General features: G+C 56.5%; 37 protein-coding genes. 16 read left to right on the top strand and 21 right to left on the bottom strand.

Features of this window, described 5'->3' with window-relative positions; translation table 11 throughout:
* Nucleotides 1-12: 12 nt before the first annotated feature.
* Genes leuD through leuC form a run of 5 tightly spaced genes read right to left on the bottom strand, consistent with a single transcriptional unit; the run spans nucleotide 13 to nucleotide 3,595 of the window.
* Nucleotides 13-612 carry a 3-isopropylmalate dehydratase small subunit gene (gene leuD / locus Q0778_RS06890; RefSeq protein ID WP_298335041.1) on the bottom strand — a complete coding sequence of 200 codons (600 nt, stop codon included), beginning with the start codon at nucleotides 610-612 and terminating at the stop codon, nucleotides 13-15.
* Nucleotides 612-1,457 (bottom strand): N-acyl homoserine lactonase family protein, encoded by an 846-nt coding sequence (locus Q0778_RS06885; protein ID WP_298308402.1) that lies wholly within the window; start codon nucleotides 1,455-1,457, stop codon nucleotides 612-614. The genes leuD and Q0778_RS06885 overlap by 1 nt, the downstream gene beginning before the upstream one ends.
* A gap of 30 nt (nucleotides 1,458-1,487) precedes the next feature.
* Nucleotides 1,488-1,715, bottom strand: a complete 228-nt coding sequence (locus tag Q0778_RS06880; protein WP_298308407.1) for an isopropylmalate isomerase — start codon at nucleotides 1,713-1,715, stop codon at nucleotides 1,488-1,490.
* Between the two features lie 45 nt (nucleotides 1,716-1,760).
* A complete protein-coding gene (locus tag Q0778_RS06875) occupies nucleotides 1,761-2,165 on the bottom strand; it encodes an aldehyde-activating protein (RefSeq protein WP_298308410.1) in 405 nt (134 codons plus the stop codon).
* A 2-nt stretch (nucleotides 2,166-2,167) separates the two neighbouring features.
* Nucleotides 2,168-3,595 (bottom strand): 3-isopropylmalate dehydratase large subunit, encoded by a 1,428-nt coding sequence (gene leuC / locus Q0778_RS06870; RefSeq protein WP_298335039.1) that lies wholly within the window; start codon nucleotides 3,593-3,595, stop codon nucleotides 2,168-2,170.
* Between the two features lie 124 nt (nucleotides 3,596-3,719).
* Between leuC and Q0778_RS06865 the strand changes: the two genes are divergently transcribed.
* The 4 genes from Q0778_RS06865 to Q0778_RS06850 are packed head-to-tail and all read left to right on the top strand — an operon-like array spanning nucleotide 3,720 to nucleotide 5,956.
* Nucleotides 3,720-4,130: a thioesterase family protein gene (locus Q0778_RS06865; protein ID WP_298308415.1), complete on the top strand. Its 411-nt coding sequence runs from the start codon at nucleotides 3,720-3,722 to the stop codon at nucleotides 4,128-4,130.
* Between the two features lie 45 nt (nucleotides 4,131-4,175).
* The gene (locus Q0778_RS06860; RefSeq protein ID WP_298335037.1) at nucleotides 4,176-4,994 is read left to right on the top strand and encodes a fatty acid desaturase; all 819 of its coding nucleotides are present in this window, start codon (nucleotides 4,176-4,178) and stop codon (nucleotides 4,992-4,994) included.
* Nucleotides 4,991-5,527 (top strand): sterol desaturase family protein, encoded by a 537-nt coding sequence (locus Q0778_RS06855; protein ID WP_298335035.1) that lies wholly within the window; start codon nucleotides 4,991-4,993, stop codon nucleotides 5,525-5,527. Before Q0778_RS06860 ends, Q0778_RS06855 begins: the two co-directional genes overlap by 4 nt.
* Nucleotides 5,528-5,551: 24 nt before the next feature.
* Complete coding sequence (locus Q0778_RS06850; RefSeq protein WP_298335033.1) at nucleotides 5,552-5,956, top strand: hypothetical protein; 405 nt, start codon at nucleotides 5,552-5,554, stop codon at nucleotides 5,954-5,956.
* A gap of 6 nt (nucleotides 5,957-5,962) precedes the next feature.
* Here the strand turns inward: Q0778_RS06850 and Q0778_RS06845 are convergent, their stop codons facing one another.
* The 15 genes from Q0778_RS06845 to Q0778_RS06775 all read right to left on the bottom strand — a co-directional run bounded on the left by Q0778_RS06845 (nucleotide 5,963) and on the right by Q0778_RS06775 (nucleotide 11,567).
* A complete protein-coding gene (locus Q0778_RS06845; protein WP_298308425.1) occupies nucleotides 5,963-6,310 on the bottom strand; it encodes a YbaN family protein in 348 nt (115 codons plus the stop codon).
* Between the two features lie 5 nt (nucleotides 6,311-6,315).
* The gene (locus Q0778_RS06840) at nucleotides 6,316-6,732 is read right to left on the bottom strand and encodes a SufE family protein (protein WP_298308428.1); all 417 of its coding nucleotides are present in this window, start codon (nucleotides 6,730-6,732) and stop codon (nucleotides 6,316-6,318) included.
* 41 nt (nucleotides 6,733-6,773) lie between these two features.
* On the bottom strand, nucleotides 6,774-7,028 hold the full coding sequence (locus Q0778_RS06835) for a hypothetical protein (RefSeq protein ID WP_298308431.1): 255 nt from the start codon (nucleotides 7,026-7,028) through the stop codon (nucleotides 6,774-6,776).
* Nucleotides 7,025-7,390 carry a hypothetical protein gene (locus Q0778_RS06830; protein WP_298308434.1) on the bottom strand — a complete coding sequence of 122 codons (366 nt, stop codon included), beginning with the start codon at nucleotides 7,388-7,390 and terminating at the stop codon, nucleotides 7,025-7,027. Before Q0778_RS06830 ends, Q0778_RS06835 begins: the two co-directional genes overlap by 4 nt.
* Nucleotides 7,387-7,665: a hypothetical protein gene (locus Q0778_RS06825; protein WP_298335031.1), complete on the bottom strand. Its 279-nt coding sequence runs from the start codon at nucleotides 7,663-7,665 to the stop codon at nucleotides 7,387-7,389. Before Q0778_RS06825 ends, Q0778_RS06830 begins: the two co-directional genes overlap by 4 nt.
* Entirely contained in the window at nucleotides 7,665-7,958 is a 294-nt protein-coding gene (locus tag Q0778_RS06820; RefSeq protein ID WP_298335029.1) for a hypothetical protein, read from the bottom strand. The genes Q0778_RS06825 and Q0778_RS06820 overlap by 1 nt, the downstream gene beginning before the upstream one ends.
* Nucleotides 7,958-8,317, bottom strand: coding sequence for a hypothetical protein (locus Q0778_RS06815; RefSeq protein WP_298308444.1), 360 nt, complete (start codon nucleotides 8,315-8,317; stop codon nucleotides 7,958-7,960). Before Q0778_RS06815 ends, Q0778_RS06820 begins: the two co-directional genes overlap by 1 nt.
* The gene (locus Q0778_RS06810) at nucleotides 8,314-8,667 is read right to left on the bottom strand and encodes a hypothetical protein (RefSeq protein ID WP_298335027.1); all 354 of its coding nucleotides are present in this window, start codon (nucleotides 8,665-8,667) and stop codon (nucleotides 8,314-8,316) included. The genes Q0778_RS06815 and Q0778_RS06810 overlap by 4 nt, the downstream gene beginning before the upstream one ends.
* Complete coding sequence (locus Q0778_RS06805) at nucleotides 8,667-9,008, bottom strand: hypothetical protein (protein WP_298308452.1); 342 nt, start codon at nucleotides 9,006-9,008, stop codon at nucleotides 8,667-8,669. The genes Q0778_RS06810 and Q0778_RS06805 overlap by 1 nt, the downstream gene beginning before the upstream one ends.
* The gene (locus Q0778_RS06800) at nucleotides 9,009-9,323 is read right to left on the bottom strand and encodes a hypothetical protein (RefSeq protein WP_298308454.1); all 315 of its coding nucleotides are present in this window, start codon (nucleotides 9,321-9,323) and stop codon (nucleotides 9,009-9,011) included.
* A gap of 21 nt (nucleotides 9,324-9,344) precedes the next feature.
* Nucleotides 9,345-9,611 (bottom strand): hypothetical protein, encoded by a 267-nt coding sequence (locus tag Q0778_RS06795; RefSeq protein WP_298308457.1) that lies wholly within the window; start codon nucleotides 9,609-9,611, stop codon nucleotides 9,345-9,347.
* A 38-nt stretch (nucleotides 9,612-9,649) separates the two neighbouring features.
* Nucleotides 9,650-10,027, bottom strand: a complete 378-nt coding sequence (gene pspC / locus Q0778_RS06790) for an envelope stress response membrane protein PspC (protein WP_298308463.1) — start codon at nucleotides 10,025-10,027, stop codon at nucleotides 9,650-9,652.
* Nucleotides 10,024-10,335 carry an envelope stress response membrane protein PspB gene (pspB, locus tag Q0778_RS06785; protein WP_298308467.1) on the bottom strand — a complete coding sequence of 104 codons (312 nt, stop codon included), beginning with the start codon at nucleotides 10,333-10,335 and terminating at the stop codon, nucleotides 10,024-10,026. Before pspB ends, pspC begins: the two co-directional genes overlap by 4 nt.
* 59 nt (nucleotides 10,336-10,394) lie before the next feature.
* On the bottom strand, nucleotides 10,395-11,225 hold the full coding sequence (gene pspA / locus Q0778_RS06780) for a phage shock protein PspA (RefSeq protein WP_298309276.1): 831 nt from the start codon (nucleotides 11,223-11,225) through the stop codon (nucleotides 10,395-10,397).
* A gap of 174 nt (nucleotides 11,226-11,399) precedes the next feature.
* Entirely contained in the window at nucleotides 11,400-11,567 is a 168-nt protein-coding gene (locus Q0778_RS06775) for a hypothetical protein (RefSeq protein WP_298308471.1), read from the bottom strand.
* A 205-nt stretch (nucleotides 11,568-11,772) separates the two neighbouring features.
* Between Q0778_RS06775 and pspF the strand changes: the two genes are divergently transcribed.
* From pspF to Q0778_RS06715, 12 genes are all read left to right on the top strand, one after another.
* Entirely contained in the window at nucleotides 11,773-12,822 is a 1,050-nt protein-coding gene (pspF, locus tag Q0778_RS06770) for a phage shock protein operon transcriptional activator (RefSeq protein WP_298308475.1), read from the top strand.
* Between the two features lie 59 nt (nucleotides 12,823-12,881).
* The gene (locus Q0778_RS06765; RefSeq protein ID WP_298335025.1) at nucleotides 12,882-14,033 is read left to right on the top strand and encodes a hypothetical protein; all 1,152 of its coding nucleotides are present in this window, start codon (nucleotides 12,882-12,884) and stop codon (nucleotides 14,031-14,033) included.
* 74 nt (nucleotides 14,034-14,107) lie between these two features.
* The gene (locus tag Q0778_RS06760; protein ID WP_298308482.1) at nucleotides 14,108-14,311 is read left to right on the top strand and encodes a hypothetical protein; all 204 of its coding nucleotides are present in this window, start codon (nucleotides 14,108-14,110) and stop codon (nucleotides 14,309-14,311) included.
* A 309-nt stretch (nucleotides 14,312-14,620) separates the two neighbouring features.
* Nucleotides 14,621-14,941 carry a hypothetical protein gene (locus Q0778_RS06755; RefSeq protein ID WP_298308488.1) on the top strand — a complete coding sequence of 107 codons (321 nt, stop codon included), beginning with the start codon at nucleotides 14,621-14,623 and terminating at the stop codon, nucleotides 14,939-14,941.
* A gap of 120 nt (nucleotides 14,942-15,061) precedes the next feature.
* Nucleotides 15,062-15,550 carry a PilZ domain-containing protein gene (locus Q0778_RS06750; protein WP_298335023.1) on the top strand — a complete coding sequence of 163 codons (489 nt, stop codon included), beginning with the start codon at nucleotides 15,062-15,064 and terminating at the stop codon, nucleotides 15,548-15,550.
* Nucleotides 15,551-15,707: 157 nt separating this feature from the next.
* Nucleotides 15,708-16,286, top strand: a complete 579-nt coding sequence (rimP, locus tag Q0778_RS06745; RefSeq protein WP_298335022.1) for a ribosome maturation protein RimP — start codon at nucleotides 15,708-15,710, stop codon at nucleotides 16,284-16,286.
* On the top strand, nucleotides 16,283-17,959 hold the full coding sequence (gene nusA, locus Q0778_RS06740; protein ID WP_298309278.1) for a transcription termination factor NusA: 1,677 nt from the start codon (nucleotides 16,283-16,285) through the stop codon (nucleotides 17,957-17,959). The genes rimP and nusA overlap by 4 nt, the downstream gene beginning before the upstream one ends.
* Entirely contained in the window at nucleotides 17,940-18,689 is a 750-nt protein-coding gene (locus Q0778_RS06735; RefSeq protein ID WP_298308498.1) for a DUF448 domain-containing protein, read from the top strand. The genes nusA and Q0778_RS06735 overlap by 20 nt, the downstream gene beginning before the upstream one ends.
* An 80-nt stretch (nucleotides 18,690-18,769) precedes the next feature.
* Nucleotides 18,770-21,325: a translation initiation factor IF-2 gene (gene infB, locus Q0778_RS06730; protein WP_298335020.1), complete on the top strand. Its 2,556-nt coding sequence runs from the start codon at nucleotides 18,770-18,772 to the stop codon at nucleotides 21,323-21,325.
* A gap of 135 nt (nucleotides 21,326-21,460) precedes the next feature.
* A complete protein-coding gene (locus Q0778_RS06725) occupies nucleotides 21,461-21,628 on the top strand; it encodes a hypothetical protein (RefSeq protein WP_298335018.1) in 168 nt (55 codons plus the stop codon).
* Nucleotides 21,629-21,638: 10 nt separating this feature from the next.
* The gene (locus Q0778_RS06720; RefSeq protein WP_298335016.1) at nucleotides 21,639-22,079 is read left to right on the top strand and encodes a PaaI family thioesterase; all 441 of its coding nucleotides are present in this window, start codon (nucleotides 21,639-21,641) and stop codon (nucleotides 22,077-22,079) included.
* A complete protein-coding gene (locus Q0778_RS06715) occupies nucleotides 22,076-22,615 on the top strand; it encodes a DUF1697 domain-containing protein (protein ID WP_298335014.1) in 540 nt (179 codons plus the stop codon). Before Q0778_RS06720 ends, Q0778_RS06715 begins: the two co-directional genes overlap by 4 nt.
* A gap of 80 nt (nucleotides 22,616-22,695) precedes the next feature.
* On the opposite strand, the gene Q0778_RS06710 is transcribed toward Q0778_RS06715, so the two are convergent.
* Nucleotides 22,696-22,950, bottom strand: coding sequence for a hypothetical protein (locus tag Q0778_RS06710; protein ID WP_298335012.1), 255 nt, complete (start codon nucleotides 22,948-22,950; stop codon nucleotides 22,696-22,698).
* Nucleotides 22,951-22,994 lie beyond the last annotated feature (44 nt).

Below are 22,994 nucleotides of genomic sequence, written 5' to 3'. Positions count from 1 at the left end.
GATGGCTCTCCCTTAGATATTTGTGCCGGCAGAAATCCAGCCCTGCGCCGCGGCGCGTCTGGATTCAAAACTGTCAATGGCCTCGCTGCTCTCAAGTGTCAGCGAAACCTCGTCAAGACCGCCCATCAGGCAGTGCTTACGAAAAGGATCGATTTCAAAGGTGAAACGGTCCTGGAACTCGGTGGTAACGGTCTGCGCTTCAAGGTCGATATGGATAGGATCGCCTCCGCGGGCCACTGCCATCAATCGGTCGACAGCTTCTTGTGGCAGGACCACAGGCAGAATGCCGTTTTTCACCGCATTGCCCGAGAAAATATCGGAGTAACTCGGCGCAATCACCGCGCGGATGCCGAGGTCTCCCAATGCCCATGCGGCGTGCTCACGGCTCGACCCGCATCCGAAGTTGTCTCCGGCAAGCAGGATAGGCGCGCCTTGGTTTTCCGGTGTATCAAATATGTTGTCCGGATCCTCGCGCAAGGTCTCAAACGCACCCTTGCCTAGCCCCTCTCGGGTGATGGTTTTGAGCCATTTGGCAGGGATGATGATGTCCGTGTCTACGTTTTTGGCACCAAACGGGATGGCTTTGCCGTCAACCTGAGTGAGCTTGTCCATTAGCGTGCTGATTCCGGGAATGGGGGAAGGCGATCCAGATGGCGCGGATCATGACCGATGATGACCGTCGCGTTCAAGGTTTTCGCCGTGGCATTGAATCGTTCGAAGGATGCCAGTGTGTCTGCGCGATCGGTATTGAACTCCGGGACCCCACGATTGGTGACCTGTTCTTCGAAATGATACAGATCACCGGTCAAAAGGACGTTACCCATTTGCGGCATCCTGACCAGCAGTACCGTGTGCCCAGGCGTGTGCCCGGGCGTCGCTTTCATCACCACCGATCCATCGCCGAACACATCGTGATCCTTGGCGATAGCGGTCACTTGGCCAGTGTCATCGCCAAGCCATGGAGCAAAGGGTCGCGGGTCAAGCAGTGGGTCGGGCCCGGTCGCGGCTTTGATCATTTCCCAGTCTTTGGCTCCGATAAGCAGAGTGGACTGAGCGAAATCGGGAAGCTGCATGACGTGGTCAAAGTGAAAGTGGCTGACCCCTGCATAGGTCACGTCGCTGGGAGAGATCCCAATGCTTTCCAGCTGCTTTTCAATCGATTGCTCCATCGAAAGCGTCGCGCCGGATTGGGTGAAGCTCGCGCCGACCAGCGCTTTGTCGAGCCCGGCATCCCACAGCAGATATTGGTCGCCATTACGGATAAGATAACAGCTTACTGTGAGAGTGCGCGGTTCCCCATCATAAAGATGCGCATCCGAAAACGCTGCCATATCGCTGATCTCAAGCTCTCCGCATCCGAGCCGCCACATCTCTAGGTCGGGCGCTGAACCAGTGTCCTGCGCGGTGGCTGACGCGGCAAGGCCGAGGGCCAAAAGCCATCCCAAGAACGTCTTCATGATGGGTCTCCTGGCAGGGTTGGAAAAATCTCAGTCAGTTTCCGGAGGCTCGCCAGAGGGAGCCTTATCCGCCTGACCTGCTCCGATGGCGCTGTCCTCGGGCTTCTTCCTGAACCGCTTGCCAGCATAAAGCAGCGCCGCTGCGATTGCTGCCGAGCCGATGGTGGCCGCCGCGCCAATTGCGGCTTTACGCCCGGTTGAGGATTTGTCTTCGGAGTTCGCGTCCGGATTCTCTGGGGAGGGGGTTTCGTCTGTCATAATGTTCACATGAGATGGTCTTGCATGCATTGCAAGGGAGCAGTGTCACAGAAATGCGTCTACACCCAATTTCCCGGTTGGGCGGCGTTGTTCGGGCGTCGTTTCGCCAAACCAATTGCGGCCATCGGGAAAGCGGGCTTCTACGCCGCCGAGTTCGGCTGGTTCGAAAATGCGCACATTCACACCTGCCCGGTTGCCATCGAAATGTTCGGTTGTGATCCAATGGGTGGTGGTGCCGCATATGGGGCAGAAGTGAATCTCAACTGCTGGTTCGGCATAATCAGCACGGCGATAGCCCTCGGTTTTGCCTTTGATTGTTAGTTCAGCCGTCTCGTAATAGCCCCAGACACCACCCGTTTTGGCGCATAAGGAGCAGTCGCAAAAGTTCACATATGAAGGCCCTTGAGGCACTGTGACACTCACCGCGCCACAGTGACAGGTCCCGGTCATGCTTATAGCTCCCTCACATCGGTGAGCCTGCCTTTGACTGCCGCTGCTGCTGCCATTGCGGGCGAAACCAAATGCGTGCGTGCGCCCGGCCCCTGTCGGCCAACAAAATTGCGGTTTGACGTGGAGGCGCAGCGTTCGCCTGGCGGCACTTTGTCGGGGTTCATGCCAAGGCACGCCGAACATCCCGGCTCGCGCCATTCAAAGCCTGCTTCGATAAAGATCTGATCGAGCCCTTCATCCTCAGCCATGGCCTTCACCAGGCCAGAGCCCGGGACAACAATGGCCCAACGCACATTGTCCGCCTTGCGCCTTCCTTTGAGCACCTCTGCGGCGGCGCGCAAATCCTCGATCCGGCTATTGGTGCAGGAGCCGATAAAGACATTCTCAACCGGAATATCGGTGAGCGGAGTGCCGGGAGTGAGGCCCATGTATTCAAGGCTCTTGGCAGCGGCGGTCTGCTTGTTTTCGTCGGCAAAGCTCTCCGGCGCGGGGACAACACCAGTGATCTGCAAAACGTCTTCAGGACTGGTGCCCCAAGTGACGCTCGGCGCGATGGCGGCCGCATCGATTACAATCGATGTGTCAAACTCAGCGCCCGGATCGCTTTGCAGTGTCTTCCAATAGGCAAGCGCTTTGTCCCAAGCGTCCCCTTTGGGCGCCATCGGGCGGCCTTTGAGGTAGCGGAAAGTGGTTTCATCGGCTGCGATCAAGCCAGCGCGCGCTCCCCCTTCGATGCTCATATTGCAGACTGTGAGGCGCTCTTCGACGCTCATCGCCTCAAATACCGGGCCGCGATATTCGATCACATGGCCAGTGCCGCCCGCTGCTCCGATCACGCCGATGATATGCATGATGATGTCTTTGGCGGTCACGCCGGGGCCTATTTTGCCTTCGACCCGCACTTCCATCGATTTGGATTGCTGGAGCAGCAGGGTTTGCGTTGCGAGCACATGTTCGACTTCACTGGTCCCGATGCCAAAGGCAAGCGCGCCAAGTCCGCCGTGGGAGGCCGTGTGCGAGTCGCCGCAAACAATGGTGGTGCCGGGGAGCGAGAAGCCCTGCTCAGGGCCCACGACATGGACAATCCCTTGTTCTGCATCGGCATCACCAATGTAGCGAATGCCAAACTCGGGTGCGTTCTTCTCCAAGGCTGCAAGTTGCTGCGCGCTTTGTGGATCTTCGATTGGGATCTTACCCCCATTCGCATCACGCCGCGCGGTCGTCGGTAGGTTATGATCGGGCACCGCCAAGGTCAGCTCTGGCCGACGCACCGGGCGCCCCGCCAAACGCAGAGCCTCAAATGCCTGCGGGCTGGTCACTTCGTGGACCAGATGGCGGTCGATATAGATGATCGCGGTGCCATCATCGCGAGATTCGACGACATGGTCGTCCCATATCTTTTGGTACAATGTGCGTGGGCGGCTGGACATTTGGGGGTCTCTTTATGGTCTTCGCGACCGGCGATAGCCGCCCAAAAGCCTCAGTGGCAAGATAAGGTGTGATCCGGGAGCGAATAGGACTGGAGTTTTCACAAAGGCGTGCTAACTGACAATCATGTCAGCAATGCCCTTCCAGTTTCCGATCACAGTGCTTCCCGAAGATATCGACTTCATGGGGCATGTGAACAATGCGCGCTACCTTAACTGGGTGCAGGATGCGGTGCTCGCGCATTGGCAGAAGGTTGCGCCGGCTGAAGAAGTTGCGGCCAAGGCCTGGGTCGCGCTCAAACACGAGATCACCTATCGCAAGCCCGCCTTCCTCGAAGATGATGTGATCGCGCAGACCGTGCTGGAGCGTTACAATGGCGCCCGCGCCTTCTATCGCACAGTGATCAGCAGGGGCGAAGATGTCTTGGCCGAGGTGCAATCAAGCTGGTGCTGTATTGACGCAGAGACACTGCGTCCGGCGCGTATCGGGGAACATCTGCGCGAGTTCTTTTTCCCGGATGTCTCCAGAGCTGAGTAGCCTCGTACTTTGCGTGAGCTCGACTTGCGCCCTATACAAAGCCAAATGTTAAGCTCAAGCGTATCTCCCGGCATGACGCAACAGCCGCTCTTATTGCCCTCGCAGGCCGTGCAAGGGACCGTGGGATTGCTGCTTGCTATTCTGATCGCCGGCGGCTGGCTGGGCATTCATGCCTTTGCGATGTTCGTGTTTGAATTGAGCTGGCAAAATCTGCCCTTCGCGATTGCTATTGCACTGCTCCAATGTTGGCTTTCGGTTGGCGTTTTTATCGTTTGTCATGATGCGATGCACGGGACGCTGGTGCCTTCTAATCCAAAGCTTGGTGAGGGAATCGCGACGGTGCTTTTGTTCCTCTACGCCGGGTTCGGCTGGAAAGACTTGCGCGAGGCCCATCACACCCATCATCGGCTCGCGGGCCATGCGGGTGATCCTGACTTCGATGAACACAACCCTGATAATTTCGCCGCTTGGTATGTGACCTTTTTCAAGCGCTATTTCGGGCTGCAATCCTTCCTGTTCGTGCATCTGGTCGTGGCAGTCTATTGGCTCGTCATCGGCATTCCGATGGTTCAGATCGTGCTCCTGTATGGAGCACCGGCGCTTCTGTCCTCGCTACAGCTTTTTTATTTCGGCACCTATCGCCCTCATGCGCATATAGCGGGCAAGGGGTTCGCTGATGACCACAACGCGCGAAGCGAACGGTTTGGCACTTTGATCAGTCTCGCCACATGCTTCCATTTCGGCTATCATCTTGAACATCACCGCCGTCCGGATGTGCCCTGGTGGGCACTTCCGGTTGCCCGAAAAGCAGGGGTCGGTGCTGGGATCGGAGACACGGCTGGAGAAACACGGGGCTCAGCATGACCTGGCTAGAGGCAATCGCGATCACATTGGGCGCTCTTGTATTCATGGAGTTCTTTGCCTGGTGGGCGCATAAATACATCATGCATGGATGGGGCTGGGGCTGGCACCGCGATCATCATGAGCCGCATGAAAATACCTTCGAAAAGAACGATCTCTACGCCACCGTTTTCGGCACAATAAATGCCGCAATGTACATTTTTGGGTCACTCTATTGGGAGTGGCTGTGGTGGGCAGCTTTAGGCGTTAATCTATACGGCGTTGTCTATGCGATTGTTCATGATGGCCTTGTTCACCAACGCTTTTTCCGATGGGTCCCCAAGAAGGGTTATGCCAAACGTCTTGTACAGGCGCACAAGCTGCACCATGCCACAATTGGTAAGGAGGGCGGGGTCAGCTTTGGCTTTGTCATCGCGCGCGATCCGGCTCGTCTTAAGGCCGAGCTTAAAGCGCAAGCCAGCGCAGGCATCGCCAATGTGCGCGACAGCGCTACCGCGCGTGAAGATGCTGCCGCGCGGACCACAACGGTCAACTGAACATATTTGGCAATTGGCGTTGTAATGACCGATAGATCATTGGATATTACGGGATCGTGGGATGGGATATATTTCTACAAAGATGTGCCGGATGCCGGACCAGCGACACCGTTCTTGGCAACTATCAACGAGACGAACGGCGCCTTCACCGGGACCGTGATCGAACCGCATGAGCTTATCGAAAGGACAGTCCACGCCACGATTCATGGGCATAGGCAGTCCTGCATTGTCACTTTCTCTAAAGACTATGAGACGGTCGACGAGATTTATCAGGAAACGGTCCAATATCGCGGCACATTGAGCGAAGACGGTGAGGCGATAGTCGGCGAGTGGGCAATCGAGCACTGGAAGGGAAGATTTGAGATGAACCGCGCTCCCAGTGCGGAAGAGTCAGTGGGAGACAAGCTAAGCGCCGAAGTGAAGCTCTAGACGCGCCTACTCAGCCCGCATGGCGATCCATGTGCCGATGATGACCAGAGCTCCGATGGAAATCCAAACCCACGGTAGGCCAAGGGTAAAGTAGGTGAAGGCGACCCCAGCGGCGAGAGCAGCAATCGCGCTAATCTTCGCATTTCGCGCAATCGCCCTCCGCTCGCGCCATGCCATGATTTGTGGGCCCCAGCGGGGATGCTCGATAATCTTGCGCTCCCATTCCTCATTGCTGCGCGCGAAACAGAATGCGGCGAGTAGGAGAAACGGAACCGTCGGCACTATCGGTAAGATTGCGCCGATTGCGCCCAAAGTGACGCTGAGGACCCCTGCGGCAAGATAGAGCCGCCGCACCTCGACTATCCTGCTTTGGCCAGCCGTGCGGCGTGTTCTTGCACCAGTGCAATCATATTCGGTACGCCTTGTGTGCGGTTGCTCGAAAGCTGGTTCTTTAGATCGAAGGGAGCCAGCGCCTCTGCCACGTCCATGCTTGCCACTTCGCTCGAGGGCCTGTCCTGCACTGCAGCAATAACCAGCGCGACGATGCCTTTGGTAATGGCGGCGTTGCTATCGGCAAGGAAGTGCAGTGCGCCCTGACCTGCGGTGTCGGTGGGATAGACCCAGACCGCTGCCGAACACCCGCGTACAAGGGTCGCATCGGTCTTGAGCGCATCGGGCATAGCTTCAAGCTCACGCCCCAGCTCGATCAGCAGCGTATATCGCTCATCGCCTTCGAGAAATTCGTATTCTTCTAAAATGTCATCAAGTGATCGCATGGAGGCGCATTTAGGGAACGATCTTGTGAAGGGGAAGGGCCTTAAAGCTCAACCCCGCTCGCAATCGCTTCGAGCTTCTTGATCCGCTCTTTCATGTCGGCAAGTTCGATGCGTGCAGCACCTGCCGATGCGCCGCCTTCGATCTCAGGCGCTTCCTTCGCCTTTCGCTTGTGGCGCTCAAGCTCCTGACGCTTGAGATCAAGCCAACCCTGCCAGCCGCGAAGCAGTGCAAAGGCGACCACGCAAATCCCGACAAGACAAGCAGCGGTGATAACCAGAGTGGGGTCCATAATCATTGACTCTGCTCCTTATTGCTCTCGGAGGTGGGGAGGGGGGTCCCGTTGTCTGACGCATCTGTCAGAGTGGTTTCATCTGTCCCGCGAAGTGCCTCAATCTCAGCCGAGATGCGGGCCCGTTCGCGTGCGTCCATCGTGTTGTTGTCCGTGGCGATGCGTTCGAGCACATGCAGCCGGTCGCGCAGTTGCTTCAATTCGCGGCGCATCTCTTCGCTTTCAATGCGTGCATTGGCATCCTCGGGCTTGCCAACAAATGTCTCATTGCCGTCTTCGTCCGAGATGATCCCGGCTTTAGCCTTGGCCATCTGGACAACGCCCCAGACCACGATAGCTACAATGGCAACAACGGCCCAACCGCTCATTGCGAAGACTCCTTGAGCTTGTGTTCAACACTTGACTGGGCCCCACGCAGGGCCTCGATTTCTTTGGCCAGATCGATCGAGCGATCGGTCGCAATCCGTTCCAGCACACGCACGCGTTGTTCAAGGTTTGATCCCGCCACTTGATCCACTGCACGACAGTTCTTCGACTTGCGGCGAAAACGCATAGCGACATAGACAATGCCGCCGGTGACCACGCCGATCACCGCAGACATCTGCAATGCCTCAAAAACAAGAGCGGTGTCGGCTCCGAACATCAGCCTTCTTCCTTCTCGCGGCGCTCCGCCACATCAAGGCGCAGCGCTTCGATTTCATCGGAGAGGAGAGCCCCACGGTCGGTCGCAAGCCGCTCCAGGACGCGCAGGCGATCTTCGATCAGATCGGTTCTGTCTCCCAGGACGGCATCGGTGTGAGATTGTGGCGAGTGTTTGAGTTCTTGCATCTTGCGCTCATGGGCAAGCACTTTGCTGACGATCCCGTTGATCGACATTCCGATCACAATCAGAGCCAGAACGATACCGGAGAAGATTATGAGCAGATCGCTATCCATCAGGCGTTCCCCGCATCTTTTTGGTTTTCAAGCGCGCGCAGATTGTCGATTTCGCTGGAAAGCTGATAGCTGCCGTCGGTCACAATCCGCTCCACATTTGCGAGCCGGTCTTTGACGGACCCAAGCTCAGCGCGAAGCTCTGCATTCTCTTGCGTAAGCAAGGTGACGCGCTGTTTGGCTTCATGATCGGTCGCGGGCTTCAAAGACTGACCCCAGGCCCCCTCAAGTGGGTAGCCATGCTTGATGCGCAGGCGGGTGGTGTGGATCCAGCCAGCTATCCCAGCTGCGCCTAGCGCCAATCCTCCACCTATGATCCAGGGCAAGTTGGGTACAATTACAGCGGCTGCATCGACACTCATGATTGGGGTTCCTTGATTGGAATGTTGAGGGCTCTGCCTGTGTCGGCATCGGGGGTTGGGAGGCTGCGGAGCGCTTCGATCTCGTCCGAAAGGGAGTACCCTCGCTCTGTCACGATCTTTTCGAGCACCACCATCCGGTCCTGCATATGATCGAGCTTGTCGTTCAGCTTCCGATTTTCAGTCTCGATCCGCTCAATTGTCTTGGATGTTTCGACATCGACCTTCGCGTCAGAACTGTCTTCGAGAGGGTGGCCGTGCTTTGCCTGGATCCAAGTGTGGATCAGCACGCTACCAATCGAGATGCCAATGATCGAGATGATCATGATCATCACCATCAAATCGCCATTCATTAGCTTTTTTCCTTCTGGCTAAGGTTGAGCGGTACGCCAGCATCTCCTTTAGAAGGGGCATCGCGCAAAGCTTCGATCTCTTCGGAGAGTGAATAACCCCGGTCAGTCACGATTTTCTCAAGCACGATCATGCGGTCTTGCATTGTATCGAGTTTGTCGTTGAGATCAGCGTTTTCGGCCTTCAACCGGTTGGTTTCTGAGGTATCGGCGCGCTCAGTCTTGCCGCCCCATTCGTCTTCTAAGGAATAGCCATGCTTGGCGCGGATCCAGTTATTTATGATCCAACCAAACGTACTGATAGCTACAATGGCGACTACGAATTCTGGACTGCCCCAATCCATTTATGCGGTTTCCTTGTTTCCAATATTGAGAGGCACGCCCGCTCCATCGCTCTCCACTTCACGGGTGTCACGCAGGGCTTCGATCTGAGTGGCAACATCATAGCCGCGGTCGGTCACGATGCGTTCGAGCACCTGCACACGATCCTCGAGCCTTTGTACCTGCGAGGCATACTGCGCCGCTTTTTCAGCCGTTGCGTGGGCGGTGGTCTCGCCATGAATCTTCGCCAGTTTTTGCTGGTGCTTTGCCCAGATGGCGACCACCGGAATGGTGCAGCCAAAGACAATGCCCAGTATCGGGATCATAATCGGGTCCATGTGTCGCCCTCTCCTTCTAACTCAGCGTAGTTTTTCGATTTCGTCCGCCGTGCGACGGGCGGGGTCGGTTGCGATCTGTTCGAGCACAGCCAGGCGATCCTGCATAAGGCTCACCGTCTCGCGCAGCTGGCCGTTCTCTTCGGTCAGATCTGCCTCTCGGTCGGACTTACCGTACTTGATTTCGGCCATGCTGCGGCGATGGGACAGGAACATGCTTGTCAGTCCCATGACACCGGCAAAGACCAGTACGACCAGCAGCATATTCAGGAACATTTCCTCGAGAGGCATGACTAAATCGTCCCCCGTGTAAGGTTGTGATCAGTTGATCAGCGCAGTTGCTCAATCTCGGCGGTCAGGCGCGGATTGTTGCTGACGTAATAGGTTTCCACATCGGCCAAGCGACGGTCGATATCCCGGAAACGTGCGCGGATTTCGCGAGCGGTGCGCTGCGGGCTCTGACGAACACGCTGCCAATATTGCTCTTCCTGATTGTCGCGGTAGAGATGCGGCGGCTTCTTCTGGAGCAGAAAGCCCATTACGAAATAGGCGAGAAAACCAATCGGGCCGAGCGCGAAAATGGTCAGCGCCACCACACCCAGACGCACCCAAAAGGCATCGATACCGGTGTAGTCAGCAATCCCAGCGCAAACGCCCATCAATTTGGCGTTGTGCTTATCGCGATAAAGCGAAGTGCGGCTGTTCATGATTGGGCTCCTTTTCTCTCTGCGACAAGCTGTTCAAGCTCGCGCAGCTGTTGATTGTCAGTTTCTTGGTCGGCCTGAAGGCGCTTGACCGGGGTGAAGGATGGGTCGTCGGTTGCAACGAGGCGCTCGACCGTGTCCATGCGCTCATCAAGGCGCTTGGCAAGGTTGTAGAGCTCTTCCAAAAGCACCTCGTCATCCGAAGTGATGGTGGCGGCGGTCTTCCACTTGGTCACATAGTGGAGGATCACCCAAGGCAGGCCGATGAACAGCATACCTACGATCATCAAGGCCATGATTTCCTCTGGCATTTCTCAAATTCCCTGTTCGTCCATTTAGCCAAGATTGGTCCAACCAATCGGCGATGTTTTCAGTCGTCTTTCTCGGGTTTGCCGAGAAGTTTCTTCATTTCTGCAAGCTCGTCGTCGATGGCATCCTGGCCCTCGAGAGCGGCAATCTCATCTGACAGTGAAGGCGGACCTTCATTGCCAATCGCAATCGCATCAGCGCGGCCTTCGGCGTAGTCGACCCGGCGTTCGAGCTGGTCGAATTTGCTCAAGGCTTCGTCAGTGCGCTCAGTGCTCATCAGCGTGCGCAGCTTGACGCGGTTCTCTGCGCTTTCGAGGCGCGCTGCGATTTGCGTCTGACGGCTGCGCGCTTCGCGAAGGCGATGCTGTAGCTTCTGAATATCCTCTTCATAGGCGCGCAGCGCATCGTCCAGTACCGCGATCTCTTCTTTGAGCTGACCGGCCATGCCGACCGCCTTTTTCTTCTCGACCAGAGCCGCACGCGCCAGGTCCTCACGATCCTTCGACAAGGCCAACTGCGCCTTGTCTGACCAATCAGTTTGAAGCCGGTCGAGCTTCACCACATGGCGGTGCATCTCTTTTTGATCGGCAATTGTGCGTGCAGCGCTCGCGCGGACTTCGACCAGCGTCTCCTCCATCTCGAGGATGATCATGCGGATCATCTTTTGCGGGTCATCCGCTTTATCGAGCATATCGGTGAAGTTCGCGGCGATGATATCGCGGGTGCGGCTGAAAATGCCCATAAAGGCTACTCCATCAAGAAACGGGTTTGTTCTGTTTTGCGCTTCCGAGTCGGTCTCGTCATGCGTTTTGTTGTGACTTTGCGTCGGGGTGGGGCTTTGACGCAAGGCCTCGATTTCTGCATCGAGGCGTGAGAGCTTCTTGCCTAGCACGGGGATGATCTCTTCTTCATCGTCCGATTGGACCGGAGCGCTTGTGAAAGAGCTGACGCTTTCAGGGGACAATGCGTCGTTCTTGCTCTTGCTAGGCGCTGGGGTATCGCCTGCGTTGGGGACTGCGCGCTCCGGTCCTAGGGGAAGATCGTCTCGTTTGGTCACAAACTTGCCTTAAGCCATCTCGACCAGAATGGGCGAAGCAGCGGTTGGCTGAGCGAAGTGTGTTTCTTGCAGACCAGCGTTCATCTGAGTGGTGAGAGCGATCATGGCGGTGGTGGCAACAATGCTGGCCAGGGAAGCTTGGCCGAGTTTGGTGCGGAAGAAGGCTTTGCTGTACATAATCGGTCCCCTCTGGGTGTGTTTCGGTGTTGCCCCTAACACTGCAGGCCGCGTGCCAAAATTTGTAAGCGAATGAAAAATAAAAGATTTATGCGAAAGTGAGAATATCGCATATGGTACCTATTGCCAAGCATTGGGAAAAATTCCTATATCTTGGGCGTAGGGGCCGTATGGCGGTTTGTAAGGGAGGCATCAGGTAAGCGGAATGGAGCGCGAGAACCAGTTTATCGGCCAGTCCGGGGCCTTTCTGGATGCGGTCGAGCGCGCCTCAAGAGCCGCTCCAATGCAGCGCCCGGTGCTCGTCATTGGGGAGCGCGGAACCGGCAAGGAATTGATCGCCGAACGCCTTCATCGCCTTTCCAATCGCTGGGACGAGCCGCTCGTCACCATGAATTGCGCAGCGCTTCCTGAGACGCTGATCGAGGCCGAACTCTTTGGCCACGAAGCGGGGGCCTTCACCGGGGCTACCAAAGCGCGCGCCGGTCGGTTTGAAGAAGCCGACAAGGGCACGCTGTTCCTCGACGAATTGGGCACGCTGTCGATGGGCGCACAAGAAAGGCTGCTGAGGGCGGTCGAATATGGCGAGGTCACGCGCATTGGTTCCTCGCGCCCGATCCGCGTTGATGTGCGCATTGTCGCGGCGACCAATGATGACCTCCCGGCGCTTGCCGACAGCGGAGAGTTTCGCGCTGATCTTCTTGATCGTTTGAGCTTCGAAGTGATCACCTTGCCGCCCTTGCGGGTGCGTGATGGTGATATTGCGGTTTTGGCAGAGTACTTTGCCCGCCGGATGGCAACCGAACTCGAATGGTTTGGGTGGCCCGGCTTTGCGCCGCATGTCATGGAGAACCTTGAGAACTATCAGTGGCCTGGCAATGTGCGTGAGCTAAGAAATGTGGTCGAACGCGCGGTCTATCGCTGGGATGATCCAGCAACTCCCATCGCTCATGTGCAGTTTGATCCGTTTGAAAGCCCGTGGAAACCCGCGGCGCCTCCGCATCGCCGCTCAGAAGGTACGGGCGGGCCTGTACCAAGCGAAGCTGCACCGCCAACAGCAGCGTTGCCTCCCCCAAGTGTCCAGTTCGAAACGGTTGACGATCTACGGGTTGCGGTCGATGCCCATGAACGTGCCATTGTTGAGCACGCCTTAGGCAAGCATCGCTGGAACCAACGGCAGACGGCCAAGGCTTTGGGGCTAAGCTATGATCAATTGCGTCATGCGATCAAGAAGCACAGTCTGATGGATGAGGGCTAACATTTACTCAACATAAACCGGATCTTGACTTTAGTTTTAGTAGAGCTTTTACATGCTGCATGGGGCGGATAACCAATAAATTTTGGCTTTGGGTGTATGATCAGCTTGTGATTGCGAACAAGCGTCGTGTCAGAGAGGATGCGGAAAAAGAGCTTCAGAGTGAGCTGAGCGACATACGGAGAGAGGTGCGAACCGAGAGTTTGGGGACCTCAACCAAGGTTGGCGATTTCCTGCGGCGGAATTCATGGGTCCGCAGGTTTATAAGTCTAGTTCCGGTCGCAGCGGCGGTAACGATCGCTTTTTCCCATACCCAGCAAGGGGGAATTCCAGATTGGGTGATCTTCTTGGTTCTTGGTGCCTTGTCTGTCGCTGGAATAGCAGGCGTTCTTTCGGAAGTTGACGCGGCTCCAATGGCTGCTGCCGCGCATAGTGCGGTTTCACTAAACAATAAACTTTTGGATGGTTGGGCAAAATCGGATGGCCGGCTCTCTGAGCTGCGTGACACTTTCAAGGATTCATCCAGTCGCCGCGAGGCTCTTGCCGTTGCACAGCAAGAAGGAATCAACACTATGATTGAGGCACTTGCCTTTGGCGCGGATCAAGAAACCGCCGCCAAAAGCTACCTTGGCGCTGTGTACCGTGAAATAAAGAGTGCCTTGAACTGGAAAGTGCAAGATGATTTTCTGACCTTCTCTATTTGGAAAGTGATGCCCAACAAAAATCAGATGATCCGGGTGGCACAGTGCACCACGGATGAGAATCGACCACTGAAAACGCATCAACCAATCGGACGCAACGAGAGTTTTTCAGGCTACGCTTGGGCCGAGGTAGAGGCTTACATCAAAAACGCCGGGGAAATCCCGGACACGAACGTGGTGGTTGTTAGCGACGCGACCACCGTTGCAAACCGGACCAAATATACTCCACCGCAAGGCGCCAAAACACTTGAACCCGATAGCTTCGGCTCTGTCATGTCGGTTGGTATTCTGCAAGAAAGCGAAATGCAAAACGGACAAGAAGTTTGGGGTATCTTAACTGCTACATCAAGCCAAAGAAACACGTTTGCCGAAGTGAAAAGTGAAGAGGAACTCCAACGCATGACAAAGTCAGACCGACGGGCTTACGACCTTAGGAGGCGCAATGTGGAGGCTCTTGAAAGCATCGCATCGAGCGCTCGGTTGATCGTACTTTGCGGCCAGCCCCCTGATTGAAGCACCGCCGCTTGTTGACAATCATTATCATTGTGTTCAATTCTCCTTAAGTGTATTACTGATATGGGGCACTTATGACGAAACCTGCCAACATTTCAGGAGAGCCGCGTGATGAGGCGGACGACGAGATTGTTTCCAGTTGGGAAAACGACCGTCTGCTGTCCTTTTTGTCTCGAAAAGTTGCGCGCGATCGTGCGCGAGGCAAAGCATCTCAGGTTGAGATTGACCAACTTTCTAGTCTCAAGGAGGCGCGCATTCGTCGCGCTGCGACAGTCTAGGCCCCGATGCGTCTCCACATTTGCCCCTACATCTTAGCATAAGTCAGGCTGGGAACCATTCATCCTAAGGCAGTTGTCCGCGCACGGCGCAGGCAGCTACCTGGATTTTTTATTGATGTTCCCACCTCATGGCCCTGATCTGACTTAACACAGATATTCCGGCCGGTAGAACAAGGCACTTTGGGTTTGCTGAATTCGCTGGCCTTCACCGTGAGTCCTCACTTTTACAGCTCTTTTACCCGTTTCCGCTAAATGTTCTTCTTTCGCATGCTCCGGGTGTGCGGCTCAGGCAAATTTGAGGAAAACGAAATGCGGGTTCTTGTTGATCTGGTCGATAGTTTTACAGGAATGGTTCGCTTCATTATCGGTGCCGTCCTGCTTGTCGGGTTTGGTCTGGTATTCATTCTGACCGCAGGCGCTTCCTATGTCGCACCCAAAGTTGCCGAAGGGGCAACCGAACGTGCTGCTCAACTGGGTGAAAGAGCCATCGAAGAAGCGCGTGCCGCTCAGCGTGACCACGAGCTAGCTCAAGATGGTTGGGGATACGGTTCTGGCGGCAATGACTCTTCTCGCTCTCGATCGTCGAACGACCGACGGAGCGGCGGCGGCTGGGGTGACAACGCTGATTAGCGTCTATGGGAGGGGTAAGGCAGTTCGGCCTTTTTTGCCTTTCTGGCGTTCCACATAGGTGATCCCACTTAGCCTCTGATTGGCTCAGGCTTGACCACTTTGTTTTAGTGCTCAAGCGCTATGAGCGCGGTATCCCCTCTTCGACGTCAATTTTCCGATCCAGAAGGTCTTGCGGCTGCGGGCATTGCCTCATCAGATCATGCGAAGACGGTGCGCACACCTTTGCTGCACACCACCGAATGCGGCATCCCGATCGGGAGAAGAGGGGCGCCTCGCCTACGCTTGTCCGTGCCCGCCAAGTTCGTATCGCTCTATGGCACGCACACCTGCATTCTTGTTGACCTATCGTGTACTGGAGCACAGGTCGGCCTCGAGGAGCCCCTGGATGTGAGTGAAACTGGCTTCCTGCAAATCGCCGGGGAAGAGCTCTTTTGCGAAGTGGTGCGTAGGGCTCAGGTTCCGAAAGGCGGGGTCAACGGACTGCTTTTCGATCCACCAGTCGCACACCAGGACGTTTTGACCATACGCCACTTTGCGGAAACCTATCAGGCCGAAGAGTTTTCCTGGCTTCGGTCGCAAGCAAAGCAATGGGTCACAGGCTCACGCTAAGGCCTGGTGCGCTTTTTCAAACGGGCCTTGTCAAAGCGTTTTATTGCGCCTATTTGCCCCTCATCCAGACATGGTCGAACACTGAAGGGGCTGGCGCCAAACAGGGGCCGGCACGAAACGGCTTTGTCACACACATATTGAGTATTTGCCGAACTGCATGACTGATCTTGCCCGCCTTACCACCCTGATTGAACCCGAAGCGAAAGCGCTTGGGTTTGAGTTGGTGCGCGTGGCGATGATGCCCTCCGAAGCTGGCGAGGGCGGTGAGGCTTTGCAGATTATGGCCGAAGATCCCGCGACAGGTCAGTTGATCATTGAGCAATGCGCTGCGCTTTCGCGCCGTGTGTCCGAAATGATGGATGCGCGCGAAGAAGTGGGCGAAGTTCTGATAGAAGGCGCGTATCACCTTGAGGTCTCCTCACCCGGGATCGATCGCCCGCTGACTCGTGACAAAGACTTTGCCAAATGGGCAGGGCACGAGGCGCGCATTGTTATGACCAAAGGCTGGTCAGGTGAAGATACCGGCAAACGTGTGTTTAAAGGCGAGCTTACCGGCATTGATGGTGGTATAGTGACGCTCACTGATTCCAAGACGGGCGAGGTTTCTCTCCCGCAGGGCCAAATTCACAGTGCAAAGCTTGTCCTCACAGACGCGCTTATCGCTGCGACCCAGCCGCTTGATGCAAGCGGCGCTGACGAAATTGAAGAAGAAACCAAAGAGAAGGCAGACGACTGATGAGTGCTATTTCCGCCAATAAGGCAGAATTGCTCGCAATCGCGAACTCCGTTGCGTCGGAAAAGATGATCGACAAATCTATCGTGATCGAAGCGATGGAAGAAGCGATCCAGAAATCTGCGCGCAATCGCTATGGTGCGGAAAATGACATCCGCGCAAAGCTTGACCCGGTCACTGGCGATCTGACGCTGTGGCGCGTGGTTGAGGTGGTTGAAGAGGTCGAAGACTACTTTAAACAGGTGGACCTGAAGCAGGGTCAAAAACTGCAAGAAGGCGCAGCGCTTGGCGACTTTATCGTTGACCCGCTGCCTCCGGTGGATCTTGGTCGTATCGATGCGCAGTCCGCAAAGCAGGTGATCTTCCAAAAGGTCCGCGATGCAGAGCGTGAGCGCCAGTTCGAAGAGTTCAAGGACCGCGCTGGTGAAGTTATCACTGGCGTTATCAAATCGGTCGAGTTCGGCCATGTGATCGTCAACCTTGGCCGCGCAGAAGGCGTTATCCGCCGCGACCAACAAATCCCGCGTGAAGCCGCCCGTGTGGGTGAGCGTGTTCGCGCTCTCATCACTAAGGTTGAGCGCAACAATCGTGGGCCTCAGATTTTCCTCAGCCGTGCAGCGCCTGATTTCATGCGCAAATTGTTCGCTCAGGAAGTGCCCGAGATTTACGACGGCATTATCGAGATCAAAGCCGCCGCCCGCGATCCGGGTTCGCGCGCTAAGATCGGCGTGATCTCTCACGACAGTTCAATCGATCCGGTTGGTGCCTGTGTGGGTATGAAAGGTTCGCGCGTTCAGGCCGTGGTGCAAGAGCTCCAGGGCGAGAAGATCGATATCATCCCATGGTCTGACGATGCTGCGACCTTCATCGTGAACGCGCTTCAGCCTGCAACGGTTGCCCGCGTGGTTCTTGACGAAGACGATGGCCGCATCGAAGTGGTTGTCCCTGACGATCAGCTTTCGCTTGCGATTGGTCGCCGTGGTCAAAACGTGCGTCTCGCAAGCCAGCTGACCGCGCAGCAAATCGACATCATGACCGAGGAAGAGGCCAGCGAAAAACGCTCGAAAGAGTTCGCTGAGCGCTCCAAGATGTTCGAAGAAGAGCTCGACGTTGATGAAACCCTCTCGCAGCTTCTCGTGGCGGAAGGCTTCGCTGAGCTTGAGGAAGTTGCTTACGTCGAACTCGCTGAACTGGCTTCCATCGAAGGCTTTGACGAAGAACTCGCTGAGGAACTCCAAAGCCGTGCTCTTGAAGCGATCCAGCGTGCGGAGGAAGCTTTCCGTACGCAGCGCCGTGAACTGGGCGTCGAAGACGCGATTGCTGAACTGCCGCACCTTTCTGAAGCGATGCTGGTCACGTTGGGTAAGGCCGGTCTTAAGACACTCGACGATGTGGCAGACCTTGCGACCGATGAATTGATCGCCAAGAAACGCGAAGCACCGCGTCGCCGCAATAACCCTGACGGACCCCCAATGCGGCGTCCGCCACAACGCGAGCAGGACAAAGGCGGTGTTCTGGGTGAGTATGGCCTCACCGAAGAGCAGGGCAACGAAATTATCATGGCTGCGCGTGCGCACTGGTTCGAAGACGAAGATGATCTGTCTGCCTCCGCAGACGGGGAACCAGCAGCAGACGCCTCAACTCAGGAGGCCGCCGATGCGGACTCCCCACAATGAGTGCGTAAGCTCCGACATCACTGAAAAAAGCCCTCCCGGAAGCGATTCCGGGAGTGAGCGGCCCTGTGCCACACGTAAATGTGTCCTTTGCGGGGAGAGTTTTCCGCGCGAAGAACTTATCCGGCTTGCCATTTCACCCGACGGTGAAGTGCTGCCTGACCCGCAGGGCAAGGCCCCAGGTCGCGGCGCGTGGATTGCGCCAGACCGTGCGGCGCTTGAAACTGCGATGGCGGATGGCCATCTCAAGAAGGCGCTGCTGCGCGCTTTCAAAGGTGGTCCTGCCAAAGAAAATGGTGAGCGCGCTAGACTTTCCTACAGCGACCAACTTGCGCAACAGATCGAGGATGCGCTTACTCGCACCTTATTGGACAGGCTTGGCCTCGAACGTCGCGGTGGCAATATCGTGATGGGCTCTGCCAAGCTTGCCGAACACGCCCGTTCAGGGCGCATTGCGCTGCTCTTGCACGCCAGCGACAGCAGCGAGGATGGACGCAAGAAGTTGGACCAAGCATGGCGTGTGGGCACTGACCAAGAAGGTTCAGGTGTGCGTGGAACTGTCTTGCCACTGGACCGAGAGGCTCTGTCTGTGGCATTGGGCCGCGAAAATGTCGTGCATTTGGGAGTTTCGGCGCGGGCCGGCGGCTCTCAAACGAGCAAGTCTGCCTCTGGCCGTGTGGGCCAAGCAGTGACACGCCTCTCGCGGTTTTTGGGGAATGACCCTCCCACCTGACGCTGAACGAACGCTGACACGGCTACGGCGCGATACTGCTGCGCCAAGAATGAGATTTTTGAAGGACTAATGAAGCAAGCATGAGCGACGAAGAGAAAAAACCAGCACGAAAACCACTTGGCCTCAAAAAGGCGGTGGAAGCTGGCGAGGTCAAGCAGACCTTTAGCCACGGCCGCACCAATAAGGTGGCGGTCGAGGTTAAGCGCCGCCGTAAGCTCTTGAAGCCCGGCGAGACACCTGCTCCTGCGCCAGAGCCAACGCCTGCACCAGCGCCTGAGCCCACACCGGCTCCGGTGGCCAAAGCGCCTGCGCCCAAGAAGCCAGCGGCCGCGGCCGAAACCCCGCAAGAGCGCGTTGCTCGGATGCAGCGTGAGGCAGAGGAAGAGCGCCTGCGCATGGCGGAAGAAAATCGCAAGCGCGATGATCAGCGTGCCAAGCAGGACGCCGAAGACAAGAAAAAGCGCGAAGAAGATAATCGAAAGGCCAAGGTCGAAGCAGAAGAGCGCGCCAAACAAGAAGCAGAGGCTGCCGTCCAAGTGGAGGCAGAGGCTGCCGCTGCGCAAGAGGCTACTGAAGCTGCGCCAGCCGAGGCTAAGAGGAGTACGCCGACACCGGCAGCTCGCAAGTTTACGCCAATCGCACGACCTGAGCCCAAGAAGCCCGAGAAAAAGGCACCTAAGAAGAAAGACGACAAGGGCGCTGCTGCCAACGCAGGCGGCGGCAAAGACAAGCGTCGCTCTGGCAAGCTGACCGTTACGAAAGCGCTTAATGAGGACGAAGGTCGCCGTGCGCGCTCACTCGCCGCTCTTAAACGTGCGCGCGAAAAAGAACGCCGTATGCAAGGCGGCGGTGGCTCATCGAAGCCGCGTGAGAAGCAAGTGCGCGACGTCATCGTGCCAGAGGCCATCACGGTTGGTGAACTCGCAAAACGCATGGGTGAAAAAGGCGCGGACCTCGTCAAAGAGCTGTTCAATCTCGATATGATGGTCACGGTCAACCAGACCATCGATCAGGACACAGCAGAACTGCTCGTCGAACAATTCGGCCACAATATCGAGAAAGTCTCAGAGGCCGATGTCGATATTCAGGTTGAAGAGGACGTTGATCCAGAAGAGACGCAAAAACCGCGTCCTCCGGTTGTGACCATCATGGGCCACGTCGATCACGGCAAAACCTCGCTGCTCGACGCCCTTCGCGGTGCCAATGTGACCAAAGGCGAAGCCGGCGGCATTACGCAGCATATCGGTTCATATCAGATCACGACCAAGGATAAGCAAAAGATCACATTCCTTGATACGCCGGGCCACGCAGCCTTTACCGAGATGCGTCAGCGCGGTGCGAATGTGACAGATATCGTTGTTCTGGTGGTGGCTGCCGATGATGGCATCATGCCGCAAACGATTGAGGCGATTAAGCACACTAAAGCGGCTGGCGTTCCAATGGTCGTTGCGATCAACAAAATGGATAAGCCTGAGGCGAACCCGGACAATGTCCGCAACCGCCTGCTCGAACACGAAGTCATCGTTGAGAAGCTTTCGGGTGATGTGCAGGATGTTGAAATCTCTGCGATCAAGAAAACCGGTCTCGATGACCTGCTTGAAGCGATCAATGTTCAGGCCGAACTGCTTGAGCTCAAAGCACGTCCTGACCGTGATGCCGATGCGACAGTGATCGAAGCGCAGCTTGATAAGGGCCGTGGTCCTGTCGCGACTGTTCTTGTGACGCGCGGTACTCTTAAACGTGGCGACACCTTCGTGGTGGGCACGCAAAGCGGCCGTGTGCGTGCTGTGGTCAATGACCAAGGCAAGCAGATCAAAGAAGCTGGTCCATCGATGCCGGTTGAGGTTCTTGGCCTTGGCGGTGTGCCATCGGCTGGTGACCGACTGACCGTCGTTGAGAACGAGCAGCGCGCGCGTGAAGTGGCAGCCTATCGTAAGGAAAAGGCAACCGAGAAGCGTACCGCGCTTGCGCCTACGTCCTTCGATACGATGTTCAACAATCTGGCGAGCAACGTCATCGAATGGCCGGTTCTGGTCAAAGCCGACGTGCAAGGCAGCGTTGAGGCGATCGTCAATGCGCTCCACAACATCTCAACCGATGATATTAAGGCCCGCGTCCTGCATGCAGGCGTTGGCGCGATCACGGAAAGCGATGTGACTTTGGCGGCGGCGTCCAACGCGCCGATTATCGGCTTTGGCGTTCGTCCCAATGCAAAAGCGCGTGAGCTTGTGAAACGCGACGGCGTGCGGATGATGTATTACGATGTGATCTATCACCTCACAGCAGACGTTGCGAAAGAGATGGCCGGCGAGCTTGGTCCAGAGCGGATCGAGACCGTTGTTGGCCGTGCCCACGTCAAAGAAGTGTTCCGTTCAGGCAAGCGCGACAAAGCGGCTGGTCTCCTCGTCGAGGAAGGCGTCATCCGCAAAGGTCTGTTCGCGCGTCTCACTCGTGACGATGTTATCGTTTCGGCGACCACAATCGCATCGCTGCGGCGGTTTAAGGACGACGTGGACGAAGTGCGCTCAGGTCTTGAATGCGGCGTGGTTCTGGAAGACACGAACGACATCCAGCCGGGCGACCAGCTTGAAGTCTTCGAGGTTGAGCTTCGCGAGCGGACGCTGGAGGTTGGGTAACTAAACTCCCCTCCCGCCTGCGGGAGGGGTTGGGGGTGGGCATGGGCCTGAGAAGGCCCACCCCGCTGCGACTAGCGAGCAAGCTCGCAAGTCTCACTGCCCCTCCCGCGAGCGGGAGGGGATGAGGGGAGCGAAATGACTGACGACGACAGCCGTTACATGAGTGACGAGCAAATCAGGGCTCGCGAGGAAGCTAACAAGCCTTGGTATAAGCGCGCTCGTGACGGATGCCTTTCAGGTTGCTCGATTGATCTCTTCGCAATTATCTTGCTGATCGGCGTGCCGACTTGGTGGCTTTTGTAGGGCCCAACGAATGACGCAAAAATACATCCACCCCAAGGACGCGGACTCATCCCCGCACACCGCTCTTTTGGGCTCGCAGTTCGTCTCCTACGACGAGGCGACCCAAACCGCGACCATGCATTTCACAGTGCGCCGTGAGATGATCACCCATCGCGGCGGGGTCCAAGGCGGGCTTGTCGCAGGCTATCTCGATGATGTGATGGGCTATGCCTATGTTGCCTCCACCAATGGCGAGATGGCGCCGCTCAACCTTGAGATTTCGATGAGCCTTATCCGCTTGATCCCCGAAGGCCCGCTGATCGGCAAGGGCCGGGTGGTGAAAGGTGGCCGCAAGGTTATCATTCTTGAAGGTGAGCTTTTCTCCGAAGATGGCAAGTTGATGGCGCGGGCAACCTCAACCGCGCTCCCGACATCCCGACCAAGCTCCACCAACACCGGGCTCGACGCTTGAGCACGCGTTATCTGGCCTTGCTGGGGAGCATCAACATCGGCGGCAACCGGGTGAAGATGGTCGATCTCAAGGCTGCGCTTGCTCAAGAGGGTCTCCAGGAACTCGAAACCGTCGCGGCCAGCGGGAATGTGATCCTCACCGATCCGCGCGAGCCTTTTCTCATCGAAATGCAGCTTGAGCAGATCCTTGCCGAACGCTTTGGCTTTAAAAGCTGTGCCATGGTGCGCAGCCAAGCCGAGGTGCGCGAGGCGGTGGACGACAACCCTTTCTACGGCGTGGGATCGGACAAGATGGTGCACTCGATCTTCCTGAGCGATCAACCGCAACCCGGACGATTTGAGGATTTGTTCGAAGAGCGCAAAGCAAAGGGTGATGAACGCCTTGCCTTGGGTGACCGGGTGCTGTTCCTCGATTATGTCCACGGGGTGAGCGCCTCTGACATCACCGGTAAGCTCTTGGAGCGCCGTCTCGGCGTAAAGGGCACGGCGCGCAATATGAACAGCCTCAAGAACATTCTCAATAAAATGGGCGGATGACGACTATCGCCACCCGCCCACCCAAGAGCAATTAGGGGAGAGATGCTCTTAGTTGCGTGCCAGTTTACATCTGGACCAGTCTAGGTTCTGGAGCGCGCAGCGACATTGACCTTGCCGGCAAGCGCGGAGCGTGCACGTTTGGTGCGGGCCTGCCGAGCTTCTTCTCTGCTACGCTCAACAATGATCGCATTGCCGACTGTCTCATTGTTTGCTGCGAGGTTCATTTCATGACGAGCTTGGGTGCCGGGTGTATTCACCTTGTGAGCAGCTGAAGCGGAAACGGCAACTGGCGTGATCAGGGCGGCGGCGACAAGAATTGTAGCAAGTTTTTTCATCGGGATTTCTTTCTATAATATTGCAAAAGCTAATTTCTGTTCAT

Source organism: uncultured Erythrobacter sp. (assembly GCF_947502395.1).
GTDB lineage: Bacteria > Pseudomonadota > Alphaproteobacteria > Sphingomonadales > Sphingomonadaceae > Erythrobacter.
Note: the sequence above shows the minus strand (reverse complement) of the source record. Positions and strands in the feature narration are given on the sequence as shown.